Source organism: Chryseobacterium sp. WLY505 (assembly GCF_030846215.1).
Classification (GTDB): Bacteria; Bacteroidota; Bacteroidia; order Flavobacteriales; family Weeksellaceae; genus Chryseobacterium.
In genome coordinates this window covers 142620-158602 of sequence record NZ_JAVCWI010000009.1, presented here as the reverse complement: position 1 = coordinate 158602, position 15983 = coordinate 142620, and the positions used below count along the sequence as shown (strand labels likewise).

At 37.7% G+C, this 15983-nt stretch carries 17 protein-coding genes; 6 read left to right on the top strand and 11 right to left on the bottom strand.

The window, feature by feature from the left end:
* Nucleotides 1-171 precede the first annotated feature (171 nt).
* Entirely contained in the window at nucleotides 172-549 is a 378-nt protein-coding gene (locus RAH34_RS17810; protein ID WP_114820948.1) for a YchJ family protein, read from the bottom strand.
* A 264-nt stretch (nucleotides 550-813) separates the two neighbouring features.
* The gene (locus RAH34_RS17805; RefSeq protein WP_306596996.1) at nucleotides 814-2955 is read right to left on the bottom strand and encodes a M3 family metallopeptidase; all 2142 of its coding nucleotides are present in this window, start codon (nucleotides 2953-2955) and stop codon (nucleotides 814-816) included.
* Between the two features lie 257 nt (nucleotides 2956-3212).
* On the opposite strand from RAH34_RS17805, the gene RAH34_RS17800 reads away from it, so the two are divergent.
* Nucleotides 3213-4040 (top strand): GIN domain-containing protein, encoded by an 828-nt coding sequence (locus tag RAH34_RS17800; protein WP_306596995.1) that lies wholly within the window; start codon nucleotides 3213-3215, stop codon nucleotides 4038-4040.
* Between the two features lies 1 nt (nucleotide 4041).
* Here RAH34_RS17800 and RAH34_RS17795 read toward each other — a convergent pair whose 3' ends face one another.
* From RAH34_RS17795 to RAH34_RS17775, 5 genes are all read right to left on the bottom strand, one after another.
* On the bottom strand, nucleotides 4042-5931 hold the full coding sequence (locus RAH34_RS17795; RefSeq protein ID WP_306596994.1) for a monovalent cation:proton antiporter-2 (CPA2) family protein: 1890 nt from the start codon (nucleotides 5929-5931) through the stop codon (nucleotides 4042-4044).
* A gap of 3 nt (nucleotides 5932-5934) precedes the next feature.
* Complete coding sequence (locus RAH34_RS17790; RefSeq protein WP_110011719.1) at nucleotides 5935-6456, bottom strand: NAD(P)H-dependent oxidoreductase; 522 nt, start codon at nucleotides 6454-6456, stop codon at nucleotides 5935-5937.
* Between the two features lie 198 nt (nucleotides 6457-6654).
* A complete protein-coding gene (locus tag RAH34_RS17785; RefSeq protein ID WP_306596993.1) occupies nucleotides 6655-7467 on the bottom strand; it encodes a YgcG family protein in 813 nt (270 codons plus the stop codon).
* Nucleotides 7448-7876, bottom strand: coding sequence for a TPM domain-containing protein (locus RAH34_RS17780; protein WP_306596991.1), 429 nt, complete (start codon nucleotides 7874-7876; stop codon nucleotides 7448-7450). Before RAH34_RS17780 ends, RAH34_RS17785 begins: the two co-directional genes overlap by 20 nt.
* 2 nt (nucleotides 7877-7878) lie before the next feature.
* On the bottom strand, nucleotides 7879-8484 hold the full coding sequence (locus RAH34_RS17775; protein ID WP_066690947.1) for a LemA family protein: 606 nt from the start codon (nucleotides 8482-8484) through the stop codon (nucleotides 7879-7881).
* A 73-nt stretch (nucleotides 8485-8557) separates the two neighbouring features.
* On the opposite strand from RAH34_RS17775, the gene RAH34_RS17770 reads away from it, so the two are divergent.
* Nucleotides 8558-9052 (top strand): dihydrofolate reductase, encoded by a 495-nt coding sequence (locus RAH34_RS17770; RefSeq protein ID WP_114820943.1) that lies wholly within the window; start codon nucleotides 8558-8560, stop codon nucleotides 9050-9052.
* 75 nt (nucleotides 9053-9127) lie between these two features.
* A complete protein-coding gene (locus RAH34_RS17765) occupies nucleotides 9128-9697 on the top strand; it encodes a membrane protein (protein ID WP_034693340.1) in 570 nt (189 codons plus the stop codon).
* 268 nt (nucleotides 9698-9965) lie between these two features.
* On the opposite strand, the gene RAH34_RS17760 is transcribed toward RAH34_RS17765, so the two are convergent.
* The 4 genes from RAH34_RS17760 to RAH34_RS17745 form a co-directional block, all read right to left on the bottom strand.
* Nucleotides 9966-10601 carry a trimeric intracellular cation channel family protein gene (locus RAH34_RS17760; protein WP_047428487.1) on the bottom strand — a complete coding sequence of 212 codons (636 nt, stop codon included), beginning with the start codon at nucleotides 10599-10601 and terminating at the stop codon, nucleotides 9966-9968.
* A 49-nt stretch (nucleotides 10602-10650) separates the two neighbouring features.
* Nucleotides 10651-11022, bottom strand: a complete 372-nt coding sequence (locus tag RAH34_RS17755; RefSeq protein ID WP_114820942.1) for a four helix bundle protein — start codon at nucleotides 11020-11022, stop codon at nucleotides 10651-10653.
* Nucleotides 11023-11045: 23 nt separating this feature from the next.
* The gene (gene coaD, locus RAH34_RS17750; protein WP_114820941.1) at nucleotides 11046-11510 is read right to left on the bottom strand and encodes a pantetheine-phosphate adenylyltransferase; all 465 of its coding nucleotides are present in this window, start codon (nucleotides 11508-11510) and stop codon (nucleotides 11046-11048) included.
* 95 nt (nucleotides 11511-11605) lie between these two features.
* Complete coding sequence (locus RAH34_RS17745) at nucleotides 11606-12589, bottom strand: D-alanine--D-alanine ligase (protein WP_114820978.1); 984 nt, start codon at nucleotides 12587-12589, stop codon at nucleotides 11606-11608.
* A 156-nt stretch (nucleotides 12590-12745) separates the two neighbouring features.
* On the opposite strand from RAH34_RS17745, the gene RAH34_RS17740 reads away from it, so the two are divergent.
* The 3 genes from RAH34_RS17740 to RAH34_RS17730 all read left to right on the top strand — a co-directional run bounded on the left by RAH34_RS17740 (nucleotide 12746) and on the right by RAH34_RS17730 (nucleotide 15983).
* Nucleotides 12746-13834 (top strand): PASTA domain-containing protein, encoded by a 1089-nt coding sequence (locus RAH34_RS17740; protein ID WP_306596990.1) that lies wholly within the window; start codon nucleotides 12746-12748, stop codon nucleotides 13832-13834.
* Nucleotides 13835-13907: 73 nt separating this feature from the next.
* Nucleotides 13908-14981, top strand: a complete 1074-nt coding sequence (locus RAH34_RS17735) for an RluA family pseudouridine synthase (RefSeq protein WP_306596989.1) — start codon at nucleotides 13908-13910, stop codon at nucleotides 14979-14981.
* Nucleotides 14982-15032: 51 nt separating this feature from the next.
* A complete protein-coding gene (locus tag RAH34_RS17730; protein WP_114820939.1) occupies nucleotides 15033-15983 on the top strand; it encodes a PorP/SprF family type IX secretion system membrane protein in 951 nt (316 codons plus the stop codon).

The following is a 15983-nucleotide window of genomic DNA, read 5'->3' as shown; positions in this document are numbered from 1 at the left end:
AAAATGAGCCACAGAATTATCTGTGGCTCATTTTTATTGATAAGGTTATAATAGGTATTGAATGCTTGGCATTCCCCTCCAGTGGAGGGGTGGCAAAAATTCAAAGAATTTTTGACGGGGTGGTTCTATACGCAAAGCATCACTTTACATCATATCTCCTCAATCCATTTATTAATCCAAAAACTCCCCGGAAACATAATACCAGCGTTCATGCATTTTCTGAAAGACAGAGAACTCATGATGAACTTGCGGATGCCCGTCCTGATCTGTATAATAAGCCTTAAATTCTACATGATTTAAAGCCGGAGTACGGATGATTTCCAGTTTTGTCCATTGGTTGATTTCTCCCCATTCCTGAAGATCTTTCTTATTATGGTATTTTCTTTTTCCCGGAAGGGTAGTCTCCATCAGGTATTCACCATTCGGAATGGCAAAAGCAGAAAACCTTGAACGCATCAGAGCTTCAGCTGTAGGAGCATGCTTTTCTCCGGTATGATAAGGTTTACAGCATTCTTCATAGGATTTTCCTGAACAGCATGGACAGTTCATATATTGTACTTTAAGTTTTGAACTGCAAAAATAATGAATCTCATTAGAAAGGACTTCTGCCTATTTGAATTTTATAATGGAATTAATATGTTGAATTATTATATATTCAATAGAAACGGGATATAATCCTGAGCGGAGACGAAGGAAGCCCGTTCAAAATAAATAAACAAAAAACCACCGGCTTTAGCCGAAACATAGATAATTTTATTTATCACAGATAGGTATAAAAAAGAAGCACTCTAATTAAAGAATGCTTCCCTTGATTTATTTAATAAACCCTCTGTTTCTCAATAAAGGTTTGATATCCGGATCATGTCCTGTGAAGTCTCTGAATGCCTGGTTCAGGTCTACAGAATTTCCTACCGAAAGAATATATTTTCTGAAACGGTCACCATTTTCTCTGGTTAAACCACCGTTTTTACTGATCCATTCCCATGCATCGTTATCCAAAGTTTCAGACCATAAATACGCATAGTATCCTGCAGAATATCCACCTCCCCAGATGTGAGCAAAATACGGGGTGTGATATCTTGGCGGAACCGTTGCCAAATTAAATCCATGGCTGGCTAGAGACTGCTTTTCAAAATCCAGAACAGGAATAAACTGACTTTCATTGCTTACCGTATGCCAATCCATATCAAGCTCAGCTGCAGAAACCAACTCTGTAGTCATATAACCCTGATTGAATGTAGCTGCCTTTTTGATTTTATCTACCAAAGCCTGTGGAATAGGCTGTTTCGTTTCATAATGTACAGCATAATTCTTCAGAACAACAGGATCTAAAGCCCAGTGCTCATTGATCTGAGATGGGAATTCTACGAAGTCTCTCGGTACATTCGTTCCTGAAAGTGAAGGATATTTCTGGCTGGCAAACATTCCGTGAATAGAGTGGCCAAATTCATGGAAGATGGTTGACACATCATCATAGCTGATTAATGAAGGTTTCCCCGGAGCCGGTTTCTGGTAATTGTAACAGTTCACGATTACAGGTTTTGTTCCTAATAAGTAAGATTGCTCCACAAAATTACTCATCCATGCTCCACCGTTTTTAGAATCTCTTGTATAGAAATCCAGATAATAGATGGCGATAGATTTTCCATCGTGATCGAAAACTTCATAGGTTACTACATCAGGATGGTAAACCGGAAGATCTGTTCTCTTTTTGAAAGTCAGTCCGTAGAATTTTTCAGCAGCGAAGAAAACTCCTTTTTCAAGAACAGTTGTGATTTCAAAATATGGTTTTATTTCACTTTCATCAAGATCAAACTTAGCTTTTCTTACCTGTTCAGCATAGAAATTCCAGTCCCAAGGTTCTACTTTGAAACCTCCTTTCTGCTGATCAATAAGATCCTGAATATCTTTTGCTTCACGTCTTGCTGTTTCCACTGCAGGAGTAGCGATCTGGTTCATAAGTTTTGTTGCTGCTTCAGGGGTTTTTGCCATTTGATCCTGAAGTTTCCATTCTGCAAAGTTTTTCTTGCCTAAAATCTGTGCTTTCTTCAATCTTAGTTTAGCAAGCTGCTCGATGGTTGATCTCGTATCGTTGGCATCTCCTTTCTCAGCTCTGGTCCATGAAGCTTTGAAAAGTTTTTCTCTGGTAGCTCTGTTTTTTAAATTTTGTAAAAGAGGCTGTTGGGTTGTATTCTGTAAAGCCAGAAGATATTTCCCTGGTTGTCCTGCCGTTTTAGCATCCGCTGCAGCTGCGGCAACTTCATCAGCAGAAAGTCCATCAAGTTCTTTGGCGTCTGAGAAGAAAACTCCACCTTGCTTTCTTGCTTCCAGTAATTTGTTGGCATATTGAGTAGAAAGAGAAGCCAGTTCCTGATTGAGTTGCTTTAATTTTTCTTTATCAGCTGCAGAAAGGTTAGCTCCTGCAATTTCAAAATTCTGCTTATAATATTGTAAAAGTCTTTTGCTTTCAGAATCCAGACCATCTTCTTTGATGGATTGTATTCTTTTAAAAAGATTTTCATTCAGGTACAGTTTATCAGAATGAGCAGCAAAAATAGGTGCATATTCTTCATCCAAAGCCTGCAAAGTAGGGTTCGTATTTGCGCTGGTAAGGTTTGAGAATACAATTTGCGCTCTTCTCAGTACTTCACCACTTTTTTCCAATGCAACGATGGTATTTTCAAAAGTAGGGGCAGCCGGATTGTTGGCAATTTTTATAATTTCAGCTTCATGTTGCTTTAAACCATAGTTAAAGGCAGGTTTGAAGTGTTCGTTTTTGATTTTGTCAAACTCCGGAGCTTCGTATTGAAGCTTACTCTTCTTCATAAAAGGATTTGAAGCTAAAGAGGGATCAGGTGCAGGTAGCTCCTGTTGAATATCGGTCTGTTTCATTGTAGTACAAGATTGATTGAACGCCAAGGCAGAAATTAATAATACCGATGAAATATTCTTCATAAATATAGTTGTTATTAAAGCATAAAGATATTAAAAACTTGCATCATAGAATGTATTTTGGCGAACGTATTTATTTAACCCATTGTATCAGCGTTTTACAATGAATCGGTTAAGTACCGATGAATCGGAAATGTCTTTTCTAAAAAATCAGTATTGCATAGAGTTGCAGTATTTTCAAATGTAATGTAATATTTTTTATAAATTAGTTGTCATTTAATTAAAGAAATCAACAAAAATAATTAACAAAAGGAATAAGCATGAAAACAAGGACTTTATTTATTTTTTCAGCCTTAGCGGCATTAGCCTCATGTAACGATAAACATGAGAACCGAAACAGAGACAGAGACGGAGACCGAAATAATTGGGTAGAGAAAGTAGTGAGCAAAGAAAGCGGCCCGATGCAGCATAAGGAATTTAACGGAGATTTCGATGAAATTCAGGTTTCACAAGCTATTGAAGCAGAAATTATAAAATCTGAAACTGAGAAAGTTGAAATCTCAGCTCCTCAAAGTATCATTGATGAAATTCTGGTAGAAAATGATGGCGGAAAACTGCACATTCATTATAAACCAGGGATCAGAGTGATGAACATCAGTAAAGTGACAGCTAAAATTTATACAAAAGATTTTAGCAAACTTGTTGCGGATTCAGCTGCGAGAATTATTATAAAAGATAAATTTACTCAGGAGAAAACAGATGTCGAAGCATCAAGTGCCGGAAGTATTTCCGGAGACCTCGAAGCTAATGATATGGACATCAATGTAAGCAGCAGCAGCAGTTTCGATGGTAAAATATGGGCCGTAAACCTTGATATTGAATCTTCATCAGGATCAACTCTGGATCTTTCCGGTAAAGCAAAAAAGGTAGACGTAAGTGCTTCTTCAGGCAGCAGCGTTTCTGCAAAAGGAGTTATTGCTGATGATGTAGAAGCAGACGCTTCCAGTGGAGCAAGTGTTCACATAAGTGCTGTTTCCAGTGTGAAAGCAGGTGCTTCATCCGGTGGAAGTGTGGATATCTCGAAAAAAGGAGAGCTTAAGAGTGTAATAAAAGACGAAAGCAGCGGTGGAAGCGTAAACATCCAATAAACTAATCCTGGGATTCTTCCTCATCTTCTTCGTCGGTAGATGAGGAACCTTCCCAGTTTTTATTATCAAAATTAAGATTATCGTAAGCTAATAATTCCTCCTCACGCTGGAGGATTTCTTTTGTGGTAAATAAGGTAATATCATCATCATTTTCCTTCATTTTTGCCAGCTTCCGTACAGATGCTTTATCAATGGCCATGAACCTTTGACCAAGACGTCTTGCCGCATATTTCCTCATTCCGGTTTCATGAAGTACATCCACAGCCATATCCACGGCTGTTCCCAGTGTTTCACGGTAAATATGATTGACTCCGCTGTTCAGATAATCATAGGCATCAATCCTGTTTTTGGCTCTTACAAAAATTTTGACATTAGGATAATGTTCGCGGACGAGTTCTGCAATGAATTTGTTATCATCCGGATCATCCAGACATAAAACCAGAATTTCAGCATCTTCAATTCCTGCCGCTCTTAAAATAGGAATCCTCGTTGCGTCCCCATAATACACTTTAAAACCATAACTTCTGAGCAGTTTCACACGGTCAGAATCACGATCCAGAATGGTAGCTGGTATTTTATTGGCTTTTAAAAGGCGTCCTACCGTACTTCCGAAATGCCCAAAACCTACAATGATGATTTTCTTTTGAGTAACGTTGCTGTCAAGAATATTATAATCATGCTCTTCTTCGGGAATTTCTTTGATAAATTTTGGAGTAATCAATTTGTCATTGATGATCAAAAGAATAGGAGTGATACACATGGTAATTGCCGTTACAGCCATCATCTGTGCATTCATTTCAGGACCTAAAAGGTAAAGATCTGATGCGTAATTCAGCAGTACAAATGCAAATTCTCCTACCTGAGAAAGGGCAAAGGCATAAAAAAGACTTTGGGAAGTATCTATCCTGAAAAATTTTCCGATTGCATATAAAACCACAAATTTTACGGCCAGCACGGCAAAAACAGTACTGAAGATAAATAATGGATCTTTCTGAATAATATTAAAATTGATGGTAGATCCTACACTTACGAAGAAAACAGCTAAAAGCAGCCCTTTGAAAGGATCGATCTGTGCTTCCAGCTCATGGCGGAATTCACTGTTGGCAAGCATTACACCCGCAAGGAAAGCTCCCAATGCAGGGGAAAGGCCAATCACAACCATCAGTTCCGAAACTCCAATCACCAGAAATAAGGAAGAAGCAGTCAATAACTCTGACATTCCTGATTTTGAAACATAGCGAAGGAAAGGAACAAAGACATATCTACCCAGTAAAATAAGCAATGCTACCCCGAAAATAACCGTTCCGGCCTGAAGCCATTCCGGGAGTTTTTGGATCAGAATCTGAATTTCATTGTCATGATGCTTGGCTTTATAATTGGCCAGAATAGGCAATATGGCCAGAATAGGAATTACCGAAATATCCTGAAACAGCAGGGTAGAAAATGAAGCTTCTCCCGCGGTGGTTTTGAGATTATTTTTTTCCTGTAAAGTCTGCAGAACAATGGCGGTAGAAGATAGGGCAAAACACATGGCAATAGCAATCGCTTTGTCTACTCTCCAGCCAACGGTTGTGAATACCAGAAAGAGCAGAAGAATGGTAAGAGCCATCTGAGACAGTCCCAGGCCCATTATTTTCTTTCGCATTTCCCAGAACTTCCGGGGTTCCAGTTCCAGACCTACCAAAAACAAAAGCATAATCACTCCAAACTCGCTGGCATGCATAATATCATTGACATTGTTTCCTGTAAGTTTAAGGACGTAAGGACCTATGATAATTCCTCCTAAAATATAACCGATAACAGAACTCAACCCTAATTTCCGGGCCAATGGAACCATAATAATGGCTACACCGAGGAAAATTAATGTGTTCATCGCTAAGCTGGATTCCATATGCTATTGATTGAGTAGTTCTGTAAATTCTTTTTTATGTAAAATAATTTCTTTTTTAGAGAGCTTATTGGCTTCGTATACGATTTTGATATGCTTAATATCTGCTTTAAAAACTTTTAATGAAACAATAAGCCCGCTGATGAGTTCATCTATGGTATATTGGTAAGTGCCGGTTTTGCTGAAAGACCTTTCTTTTCCACCTGTGGTTACCAGAATATAGACTTCTTTTCCTTCCAGAGGATTATGTTCACCTTCTTTCAGCCAGTCTCTGTCGAAAACTTCATCAATCCATAGCCGGAGGAGAGGTGGCATTCCGAACCATATCAGGGGAAACTGGAAGATAAAACGTTCGTAATTTTTAAGACGCTTCCTTTCCCGGAAAGCGGCAATATGAAAGTCGGGATATTCTTCGTAAAGATCTCTCAGGGTATAATGCTGGTGTCGAACGTAGAAATTGATGAGCTCTACATTCGAATTGGAGTGCTCCAGATAAGGGTGTGCAAATACTACCAGCGTCTTCTTCATAATCCTGTTTTCAGTAAATATAAGAAAAAAATATTGAATAAAAGGTATTTTTTTAACGCTTTTGTTAATTTTTTACTATCTAAATATCAAATTAACATTAATAAAAGTTAAAGAATCAGTATTATTTTAGGTTTTTAAATAAAAAAATCAGATCATCACGATCTGATTTCTATATAAATTTTAAATTGACTTGTTAATTTACCAACCTCCGGATGCACCGCCGCCTCCAAAACTTCCGCCACCGCCGAAGCCACCGAATCCGCCACCTCCTCCGGAACTTCCACCGCCAAAGCCACCTCCTCCGAAGCTGCCAGGGAATGGGAAAAAACCGCCGGGATAATTTCTGCGTCCTCTTCTGGTGATGATCACATCATCATCGTCGTCATTATTTCCGCCACGTCCGCCACCTCTGTTTCCAAAAAGGATAGCAATGATGATGAAAATAATAAAAGCAATGATAAGAACTTTAAAGGCACTTCCATTACCAGAAGGAGCTGTGGTGGCTACAGGTTTGAATTTTCCCTGCACAGCCTCCATAATCGCTGAGGTTCCACCATTGATGCCTTCATACCAAAGTCCTTTCTTGAAATTTGGAGTAACGATGTAGTCTAAGATTTGTCCTGCTACTGATGCAGTAAGATATTGTTCTACGGCTCGTCCCTGCTGGATAGACATGGTTCTGTCTTCTGTGGCAATCAGGAAAACCACTCCGTTATCCACACCTTTTTTTCCGATTTTCCATTTCTCTCCAAACATGGTTGCCAGAAAATTAACATCCTCTCCTTTAGTAGAGCGGATGATGACGACTTCAATTTCCGTTGAGGTAGAATCTGCAAACTTGATCAGTTTATTATTAAGTACATCTTTTTCCTGCTGGGAAAGCAATCCGGCTTCATCAAAAACAGGATAGAGCACCGCAGGCTTTTCGGGAATAGTGTATTGTGCTGATACAAAAGTGTAAAAGCAGAGTAGTAAAAATGAAAATACTATTTTAAGAGAACGTAATTTCATTTGGGAGTTGGTTTGGGTTTTCTCCTTGTACAGAAAAATGTTTTTTGAGTTCAAGACCTGTTTCCAGGATGGCACTTTTCAGGGCCTGATAATAATTTCCTTTGGCAAATTCAGCTGTAATATAATCGTGAAGATGATCCCAGTACGACTGTCTTACTTTTTCATGAATTCCAATATCTCCAATGATGGTAAGATATTTTTGTTCAAAATTGACATGGAAAAGTACTGCGTTTCTGTCAGCGGTCTTATCCATAGCCAGTTTTTTAAAAACTTCAAATGCAGTCTTTGCATCACGGTTTTCCGTGTTGGAATCAATATGCACTCTGATCTCTCCCGTAGAATGATCTTCCGCAGACTGAATCGCTTCCACAAGGGAAGCGATTTGTTGATTTGTTAGGAAATTACCCATTATTATTTGAATACTTCAGGAGCTTTCTGAGCGCCTGCATCAGCTTTGAAATAAGGTTTTTCTTTGAAGTTGGTGAAATTCGCCAGAATATTATTCGGGAAAGTCTTGATGGAAGTATTGTAATCCTTCGCAGCATCGTTATAGTAAACCGTTTCTGTTCTGATACTGTTTTCGATAGCAGTGTATTCTCTTTGGAAGTTGATATACTGCTGATCTGCTTTCAGGTTAGGATAAGACTCTACTACAGCCATCAATCTGCTTAATGCACCCGATAATTCTCCTTGTGCTGCCTGGAATTTTGCCAGATCAGCTTCGGTCATATTCGTAGGATCAATATTGATGGAAGTTGCTTTGGAACGGGCTTCCACAACTTGTGTTAAAGTTTCCTGCTCAAATTTTGAATACGATTTTACAGTTCTTTCCAGGTTAGGAATAAGGTTCGCCCTTTTCTGATATACGGTCTCTACATTAGACCATTTTGCGTTCACAGTCTGTTCTTTGTTGACAAAACTGTTATAGCCGCTTTTTCCCCAGAAGAATAGAACAGCAACAATAATAAGGAGGGCAATACCGATGGTTCCTGCACCCAGACATCCTTTATTTTTCATAGTTTATTTTTTTAAATTTTTTGTGCTAACCAAATATACAAATTATGTGCTAATTTTGTAAAAAATTATTTGAATGACAACAATAGTGGTGGCAATGGGAGAGAAAAATGAAATTGGTTTTGAAAACCAGTTGCTTTGGCATCTTCCCAAAGATTTGAAACATTTTAAAGATATTACTTCCGGGCATCCGGTTATTATGGGGAGAAAGACCTATGAAAGTATTGGAAAAGCTCTTCCAAACCGTACCAACATTGTTGTGTCAAGAAAAAAAGACTGGTTTGAGGAAGGAATTCTTATTGTAGGAAGCATCAAAGAGGCATTGAAATTTGCGAAGAAGATTGATGAAGAAGTTTTTGTTATCGGAGGAGGAAATATCTATGAGCAGACTATGGATGTTGTGGACAGATTGGAAGTTACTTTGGTGAAAGCAGACCTTCAGGCTGATACATTCTTTCCGAAAATAGATCCTAAAATCTGGAAAATGACTAACGAAATCTGCCATGAGAAAGATGAAAAGAACGGCTATGATTTCTGTTTCCAGACGTTTGAAAAAATTAAGAGTGAATAGTTATAGGAATTCTAGCCTCTAACTTCTAGCTTCTAATCTCTAATTTATTTATCTTTGCACTTCTAAAATTTAATAATGAATAAATACATAAAAATTGCAGTAGCAGCAGTTCTTATCCTGTTAGGACTTTATATGATGATTTTCACAAGAAATCTTGGATGGGGTATTGTTGTTTTTCTTCTGGCTGCATTTCCCATCTTACTTTTCTTCAAAAACGAGTATATCCTATTGGCATTCTGGCAATTGAGAAAGCAGAATATGGAAAAAGCAGGAGAGTGGTTATCTAAAATAACAGATTATAAAGGACAGCTTCATAAGACTCAATACGGATATTTCCACTATTTATCAGGACTGACGCAGGCTCAGGATCACCCTGCAAAAGTAGAGCCTTTCATGAAGAAAGCTTTGGAGTACGGTTTGAATATGAAACACGACAGAGCAATGGCTACTTTAAATCTTGCAGCAGCAGCTATTTCTAAAGGTAGAAAACAGGAAGGTCAGAAGTTGCTGGAAGAAGCAAAAAGACTTGACAGCGCAGGAATGATGACGGATCAGATCAAAATGATGAAAGATCAGTTGAAAATGCCAACCATGCAGAAGCATATGCATAACCCGAATATGAGAAACAGAGGAAAATTCTTCTAGTTAAACTAATATATAATATAAAAGTCCTGAATTTTTCAGGACTTTTTTATGCTTGTAATTACAAGTTTCTTTTGAGTAACTCAATATTTTTAAATCTTGTTGTCTGATTAAATTAAAAGATAATTAACAGGTCGCTCCTCCGGAGTAATGATTTTAGAACAAATACATTGTATTAACAGTTAGTTCGCATTGGAGCCGGATTTGTTCCCGTTGGAATCTGCTGTAGCAATATATTTAAACTTTTTATCGGACAGTAATCACTTTTAAATTACATTTCCGAATTATTATGGTCATAGCCATAAAACTTGGGCATCTGCCAGTGGTATTTTACGGCAAGCGTCCGTATGGCAACAATAAGTAGAATAGTGAGAATCTGTACAAAAGTATAAGATAGTACAGAATATTTGGTCATCAACAGAAAAACTGCTCCGCCTACGATACATGCCGTAGCATAAATTTCCTTTCTGAATATTAATGGAATTCTATTGAGTAATATATCCCGGATAATCCCTCCGAAACAGCCTGTGATAGTTCCCAATGCAATACAGATCATAGGATGAATACCTGCATTTAAGCCTTTCTGAACTCCGATAATGGTAAATAATCCAAGCCCGAAGCTGTCGAAGATAAATAAAGTGACTTTAAAATTCTTTTCAAGAGATTTGAATATCATGGAAAAAATACTGGTCACCAGAATCAGGGTACACATCAGGATATCATGCATCCAGAATACAGGGATATCCAGTAACAGATCTCTTACAGTTCCTCCTCCTACAGAAGTTACAAATGCAATAATAAGCACTCCGAACGGATCAAGCCGTTTCTGCATCGCTGCAAAACTTCCGGACATGGAAAAGGCAATCGTCCCCAGGACTTCTATCGCAAAATTGAACTGTTCGTGCATATATTATGAATGATAAATAATGAGCAATGAGTAATAAAAATTATGCCATTTAAATTTGAGATAACTTAAACTTATAGGTAGTCATAACTTTTACAAGTTCTTCACATTCTGTTTTTAAATGTAAAATTTTTTCCGGACTTACATATTCTAATTCTTCAATAATTTCAAGCCAAAATTGTGTTTCATCAATTTCTTCGACTACGATGCATATTTTAGCAAATTTTTCTTTCTCCGATCTTGCTCTGGATACAGCACGATAATTTGCAGCCACAGAAGTTGAAGATCTTATAATTTGTTTTCTTATTATTGAAATGTCATCCGAATAAGGTAATGAAGAAAGAGTTCTAATGACAGCAATAGAAAAGTTTTTCGTTCTTTCTCTGAAAATTTGATTAAAATCTACCCTATCAAAATTACTCATTACTTATTGCTCATTACTTATATTTATCTTTCCACTCTCACAGAGTCCGGAACCATCAGTTCGTATTCGCCGCCGTGGGTAATGACTTCCCTTACAATGCTGCTGCTGATGAATGATTTTCCTGAAGAAGTCAGTAAGAATACGGTTTCCAGTTTTTTGTGAGCTAACGTTCTGTTGGTATGGGCAATCGCTTTTTCAAATTCAAAATCTGCCGGGTTTCTCAATCCTCTGATGATGTACTGTGCATTTTTTTCAAAACAGTAATCTACCGTTAATCCTTCAAATGAATCTACTTCTACATTGGGAAATTCTGCTACAGAGTTTTGAATGAATTCCTTTCTTTTTTCAAGAGGGAACATATATTTTTTCTGAGAGTTCTGTCCGATAGCGATGATTAATTTATCAAATAGCGGTGCCGCTCTTTCTATAATGTCATAATGTCCTAGTGTAATCGGGTCAAAAGACCCTGGAAAAACAGCAATTTTCATGTTGTATGAGTTATGATGTTGAATGGTAAATTATCAGTTAAAAGCTATGTATTTATTATTTTTAACTTCTAACCTCTAATTGCTAACTTCTATATTTACTTATTAAGTGCTTTTTCTACTTCATTTCCACAAAGATCCATAATGGAAATTCCATAATGTCTTGCCTGCTGAGGGAGAATACTTGCAGGAGAGAATCCCGGGTTGGTATTCATTTCCAGCATATAAGGAATTCCGTTCATCAGAATGTATTCACTTCTTGAGAAACCACTCATCCCTAATGAATTGTAAGCTCTTTTGGCAATTTCTTCCACTCTTTTTGTGGTTTCTTCGTCAATTCTTGCAGGCGTAATTTCTTCAGAAGCACCTTCATATTTTGCCTCATAATCGAAGAATTCATTGGTAGGAACAATTTCTGTAATTCCAAGAACAATAGTTTCTCCTTTAAAATCAATAACGCCTACGGAAACTTCCATACCGTCAAGGAAACTTTCAATCAGGATTTCATTGTCTTCTTTGAAGGCAATTTCAGTAGCTGCAATCAGTTCAGACTTTTCCTTTACTTTTGAAATTCCCAGTGAAGATCCGGACTGGTTTGGCTTTACAAATAATGGAAGATTGAGCTCTGAAACGATTTCATCTACATTGATATCTTCTCCTTTTCTTAAATAAATACTTTTTGCGGAAGGAATTCCATATTTTGATAATACGGCAAGAGTATCTTTTTTATTGAAAGTAAGGGCACTCTGGTAAAAGTCACATCCTGTATATTTTTGGCCGATGGCATCCCAGTAGGCCTGAAGAATTCCGTTTTCTCCCGGAGTTCCGTGGATGATATTGAAACAAACATCAAATTTTAAAGTTTCCCCATTATCTAAAGTCACAGAAAAATCTCCTCTGTTGATGGCATATTTTTTATCATTTTCACCTAAAAAATACCATTCATCTTTAAGGACTACTACTTTATATACGTCATAGAGATTTCTGTCTAAAGAATCATAAATCAATTGTCCGCTTTTTAAGGAAACAACATATTCATCAGAATAGCCTCCCATCACTACGGCAACACTTTTTTTATTCATAACCATATAGTATCAATTAGGGCAAATTTAATCATTTTATGCAATGCAATATGGGAAATCGGCAAATTTTAAAATCAAAAATGAATTGTGTTAAATAAAAAGTCCATTCTAAAATTATTAGCTATATTTGCGGTTATAATTAAAGTATTTTTAAGTATGCTTAAATCACTTTTCAATTGGAAAGTTTTACTGAATTTAGTAGTAGCCATCGGTGTTTTCGTTGGGCTGGTATGGCTCACATTTCGCTGGTTGGAGTACCATACTAACCACGGTCAGGAAATTCCTGTTCCCAATATTGTAAATAAATCGGTGCATGATGCCGTTAAAATATTAGATGATACAGGGCTGGAATATGAAGTAGACAGTGCCAATTACGACCCGAAATACAGACCATTCCAGGTATTGCAGGTATATCCTGCTCCAGGTTCCCGTGTAAAAGACGGAAGAACTGTAACATTAAAAGTAAATCCGAGAACATGGGCTCCTATTGCGGTGCCGAATGTAATCAATAAGTATTCCGGACTGGCATTCCAGAGATTGGATCAGGTAGGTCTTAAAATCGGTGATACGATTTATGAGCCTAGTATTCAGAAAGATGCCCTTCTAAGAATATTATATAAAGGAAATGCAGTGAATCCGGGTACCCGTTTACCAAGATTCTCTACAATTGATGTTGTGGTAGGATCAGGGCCAATGAGAAATATTTCTATTCCTAATGTTGTAGGACTTACGGTAAAAGAAGCAAGAGCTGTAATTACCAAAAGTATGTTTGAGGTTGGACTGGTAGAGCATGAAGATGGAAGTAAAGACGAATCTGATATTATTTATTATCAGGATCCTGCTTCCGGAGATGTTCGTGACCAGGGAATGCAGATCGATCTTTGGGCAAGTAAGAGAACTCCGGCAGAATTAAGAGCAAAAGTAGACCAGTTGAATTCTATCTATCGCATGAAAGTGGATACTTCACTTCCTCCGGTACGATATGAAGAAGTACACAGTGAGCCAAGTTATGATGCTCCGGCAGTACCAGCTCCTGCGCCTAGAAGAGAAACTCCAAAGCCAGAAGTTCCGAAAACAGAGACTCCCAAGACTCAGACTTCAACTTCAAAGCCAGCAGGCCAAAGTACAGAGAAGCCTAAAACTTCTACCACTACTCCTGCTGCAGGAAATACAGCAAAACCAGCTGCAGCAACAACACAACAGCCTGCTCAAAAGCCGAAAGCTAAGAAGGTTGTCGTAGAATAAGATCAGATTAATATCAAAAATACAGGCTTCAACTATAAAATGTTGAAGCCTTTTGTGTAAAAAATATAAAACAATGTCAGAAGATAACGACGATTTTTTAGATGAAGAATTATTAGAATCCAACAGTATCGAAAACATCGATATTGATGAGGAAAATAAGGGTTTATATGAACATCTTAATATCACTGTCGATAGCAAACAGGAACCACTAAGAATAGACAAGTTCCTTTTAATATACAGACAGAATTCTTCAAGGAATAAAATTTCACAGACCTGCAGAGCCGGAAATGTTATAGTGAACGGAACGGCAGTGAAGCAGAATTACCGTGTAAAACCGGGAGATCAGATCTCTGTACTGCTTACTCATCCGCCAAGAGAGAATGTCATTATTCCACAGGATATTCCGGTGAATATCGTTTATGAAGATGATGATCTTGTAGTAGTGGATAAGGAAGCAGGAATGGTGGTACACCCAGGATTTGGAAACTGGGACGGAACACTGGTGAACGCACTGGCTTTCCATTTTGAAAAGAACGGGGAGAAGTCCGATCTTGACAGAGTAGGACTTGTTCACCGAATTGATAAAGATACCTCAGGACTATTGGTCATTGCTAAGAATGAATACGCACTGAGCTTCCTTGCCAAACAGTTCTTTAACCGAACTACGAAAAGGCTGTACTGGGCTTTTGTGTGGGGAAATATGCAGGATGAAGAAGGTACAATCAGAGGCCATATCGGAAGGCATCCTAAAAACAGAATGCAGATGTCTGTTTATGAAGACGGCAGCCAGGGAAAACATGCGGTAACCCATTATAAAGTTCTTGAACGATTCAAATATATGACCTGGGTGGAATGTAAGCTTGAAACCGGAAGAACACATCAGATCAGGGCACATTTCAGGCATATCGGCCATACTTTGTTTAATGATGAAAGATATGAAGGACATACACCTTTAAGAGGGGTAAATCTTCCAAAATACAAGCAATTTATTAAAAATGTTTTCGAAATTTTGCCAAGACATGCCCTTCATGCCCATACCCTCGGATTTATACACCCAACAACAAAGAAGGAATTATATTTTGAGAGCCCAATGCCCAAAGATATGGCGGATGCTGTAAAAAAATGGAGAAATTATTTAGAAAACTAAAAATATATTGAGAATTTTTTTATATTTGTTGAATTGAAATCAAGATTTGTTATGAGAAAACTATATGCTATCGTATGTTTAGCTCTTTTGTCAAATGCATACAAAGCACAAGAATCACTACCATACTATCAGCAATATCTTTTGGATGGTGAGTTCCTGTTCAACCCAGCTCAATACGGAAAAACAGATTACGTACAGCTCAACGCCAATTATCAACAACAATTTTCAAAATTCAGTAATTCTCCAAATGTTCAGTCAATCGGGATGAATGCGAATATCTTTGATAGAGTAGGTGCTGGTATTTCCGTGTTCAGAGACAGTAACGGACCAATCTCTGCGGGTGGTATCACGGCTGGTGCTTCATATTTTATTCCGCTAAGTAGTGAAGGAGACAGAAAAGACCAGTTCTCTTTCGGTACAAGTGTTAACTTCTATAACATGAATTTTGATTATTCAAAAATCAATACTGAAGAAGGTGGTGACCCATTATTAAGAGGGGAAGAAAGTAACATTTTTATGGTGTATGCCAACTTCGGTTTGGCTGCTACGTACAGAGGTTTATTCGGGGGTGTTTCCGTGAATGATATTGCATTAAGCAATGACGCTTCTATCGTAAACAACTACGAGCCTTCTCCAATTAAATTCTTCTTAAATTTAGGATATAACTGGAACATTGCTGATAATATTACCATTGCACCGTCAGCATTGATCAACCTTAATACAAATTCAACGAGAATGATCGACTGGAACTTAATGGCGACTTTCTCTAATGATATCAACGCATTCTCTTTCGGGGTAAGCTACAGAACGGTTCAGAACAGATTTGACAATCAGAACCTGAGTATCTCTCCAATTGTAAAAGTAAGATTCAACAAATTCATGATCGGAGCTACGTATAACCTTGGATTGTCTGATATCCAGAGTTATGGAGGAAACAGCTTCATGATTGGTCTGGGGTATAACTTCGACAACTTCATTAATGCTAGAGGATTTAGATACTAA

Bases quoted from the DNA above. Each gene is read 5' to 3' on its own strand.
- RAH34_RS17805 (WP_306596996.1), bottom strand. From the start codon at position 2,955: ATGAAGAATATTTCATCGGTATTATTAATTTCTGCCTTGGCGTTCAAT.
- RAH34_RS17800 (WP_306596995.1), top strand. From the start codon at position 3,213: ATGAAAACAAGGACTTTATTTATTTTTTCAGCCTTAGCGGCATTAGCC.
- RAH34_RS17745 (WP_114820978.1), bottom strand. From the start codon at position 12,589: ATGAATAAAAAAAGTGTTGCCGTAGTGATGGGAGGCTATTCTGATGAA.
- RAH34_RS17740 (WP_306596990.1), top strand. From the start codon at position 12,746: ATGCTTAAATCACTTTTCAATTGGAAAGTTTTACTGAATTTAGTAGTA.
- RAH34_RS17810 (WP_114820948.1), bottom strand. From the start codon at position 549: ATGAACTGTCCATGCTGTTCAGGAAAATCCTATGAAGAATGCTGTAAA.
- RAH34_RS17790 (WP_110011719.1), bottom strand. From the start codon at position 6,456: ATGAAGAAGACGCTGGTAGTATTTGCACACCCTTATCTGGAGCACTCC.
- RAH34_RS17775 (WP_066690947.1), bottom strand. From the start codon at position 8,484: ATGAAAAATAAAGGATGTCTGGGTGCAGGAACCATCGGTATTGCCCTC.
- RAH34_RS17780 (WP_306596991.1), bottom strand. From the start codon at position 7,876: ATGGGTAATTTCCTAACAAATCAACAAATCGCTTCCCTTGTGGAAGCG.
- RAH34_RS17730 (WP_114820939.1), top strand. From the start codon at position 15,033: ATGAGAAAACTATATGCTATCGTATGTTTAGCTCTTTTGTCAAATGCA.
- RAH34_RS17760 (WP_047428487.1), bottom strand. From the start codon at position 10,601: ATGCACGAACAGTTCAATTTTGCGATAGAAGTCCTGGGGACGATTGCC.
- coaD (WP_114820941.1), bottom strand. From the start codon at position 11,510: ATGAAAATTGCTGTTTTTCCAGGGTCTTTTGACCCGATTACACTAGGA.
- RAH34_RS17735 (WP_306596989.1), top strand. From the start codon at position 13,908: ATGTCAGAAGATAACGACGATTTTTTAGATGAAGAATTATTAGAATCC.
- RAH34_RS17755 (WP_114820942.1), bottom strand. From the start codon at position 11,022: ATGAGTAATTTTGATAGGGTAGATTTTAATCAAATTTTCAGAGAAAGA.
- RAH34_RS17765 (WP_034693340.1), top strand. From the start codon at position 9,128: ATGAATAAATACATAAAAATTGCAGTAGCAGCAGTTCTTATCCTGTTA.
- RAH34_RS17785 (WP_306596993.1), bottom strand. From the start codon at position 7,467: ATGAAATTACGTTCTCTTAAAATAGTATTTTCATTTTTACTACTCTGC.
- RAH34_RS17795 (WP_306596994.1), bottom strand. From the start codon at position 5,931: ATGGAATCCAGCTTAGCGATGAACACATTAATTTTCCTCGGTGTAGCC.
- RAH34_RS17770 (WP_114820943.1), top strand. From the start codon at position 8,558: ATGACAACAATAGTGGTGGCAATGGGAGAGAAAAATGAAATTGGTTTT.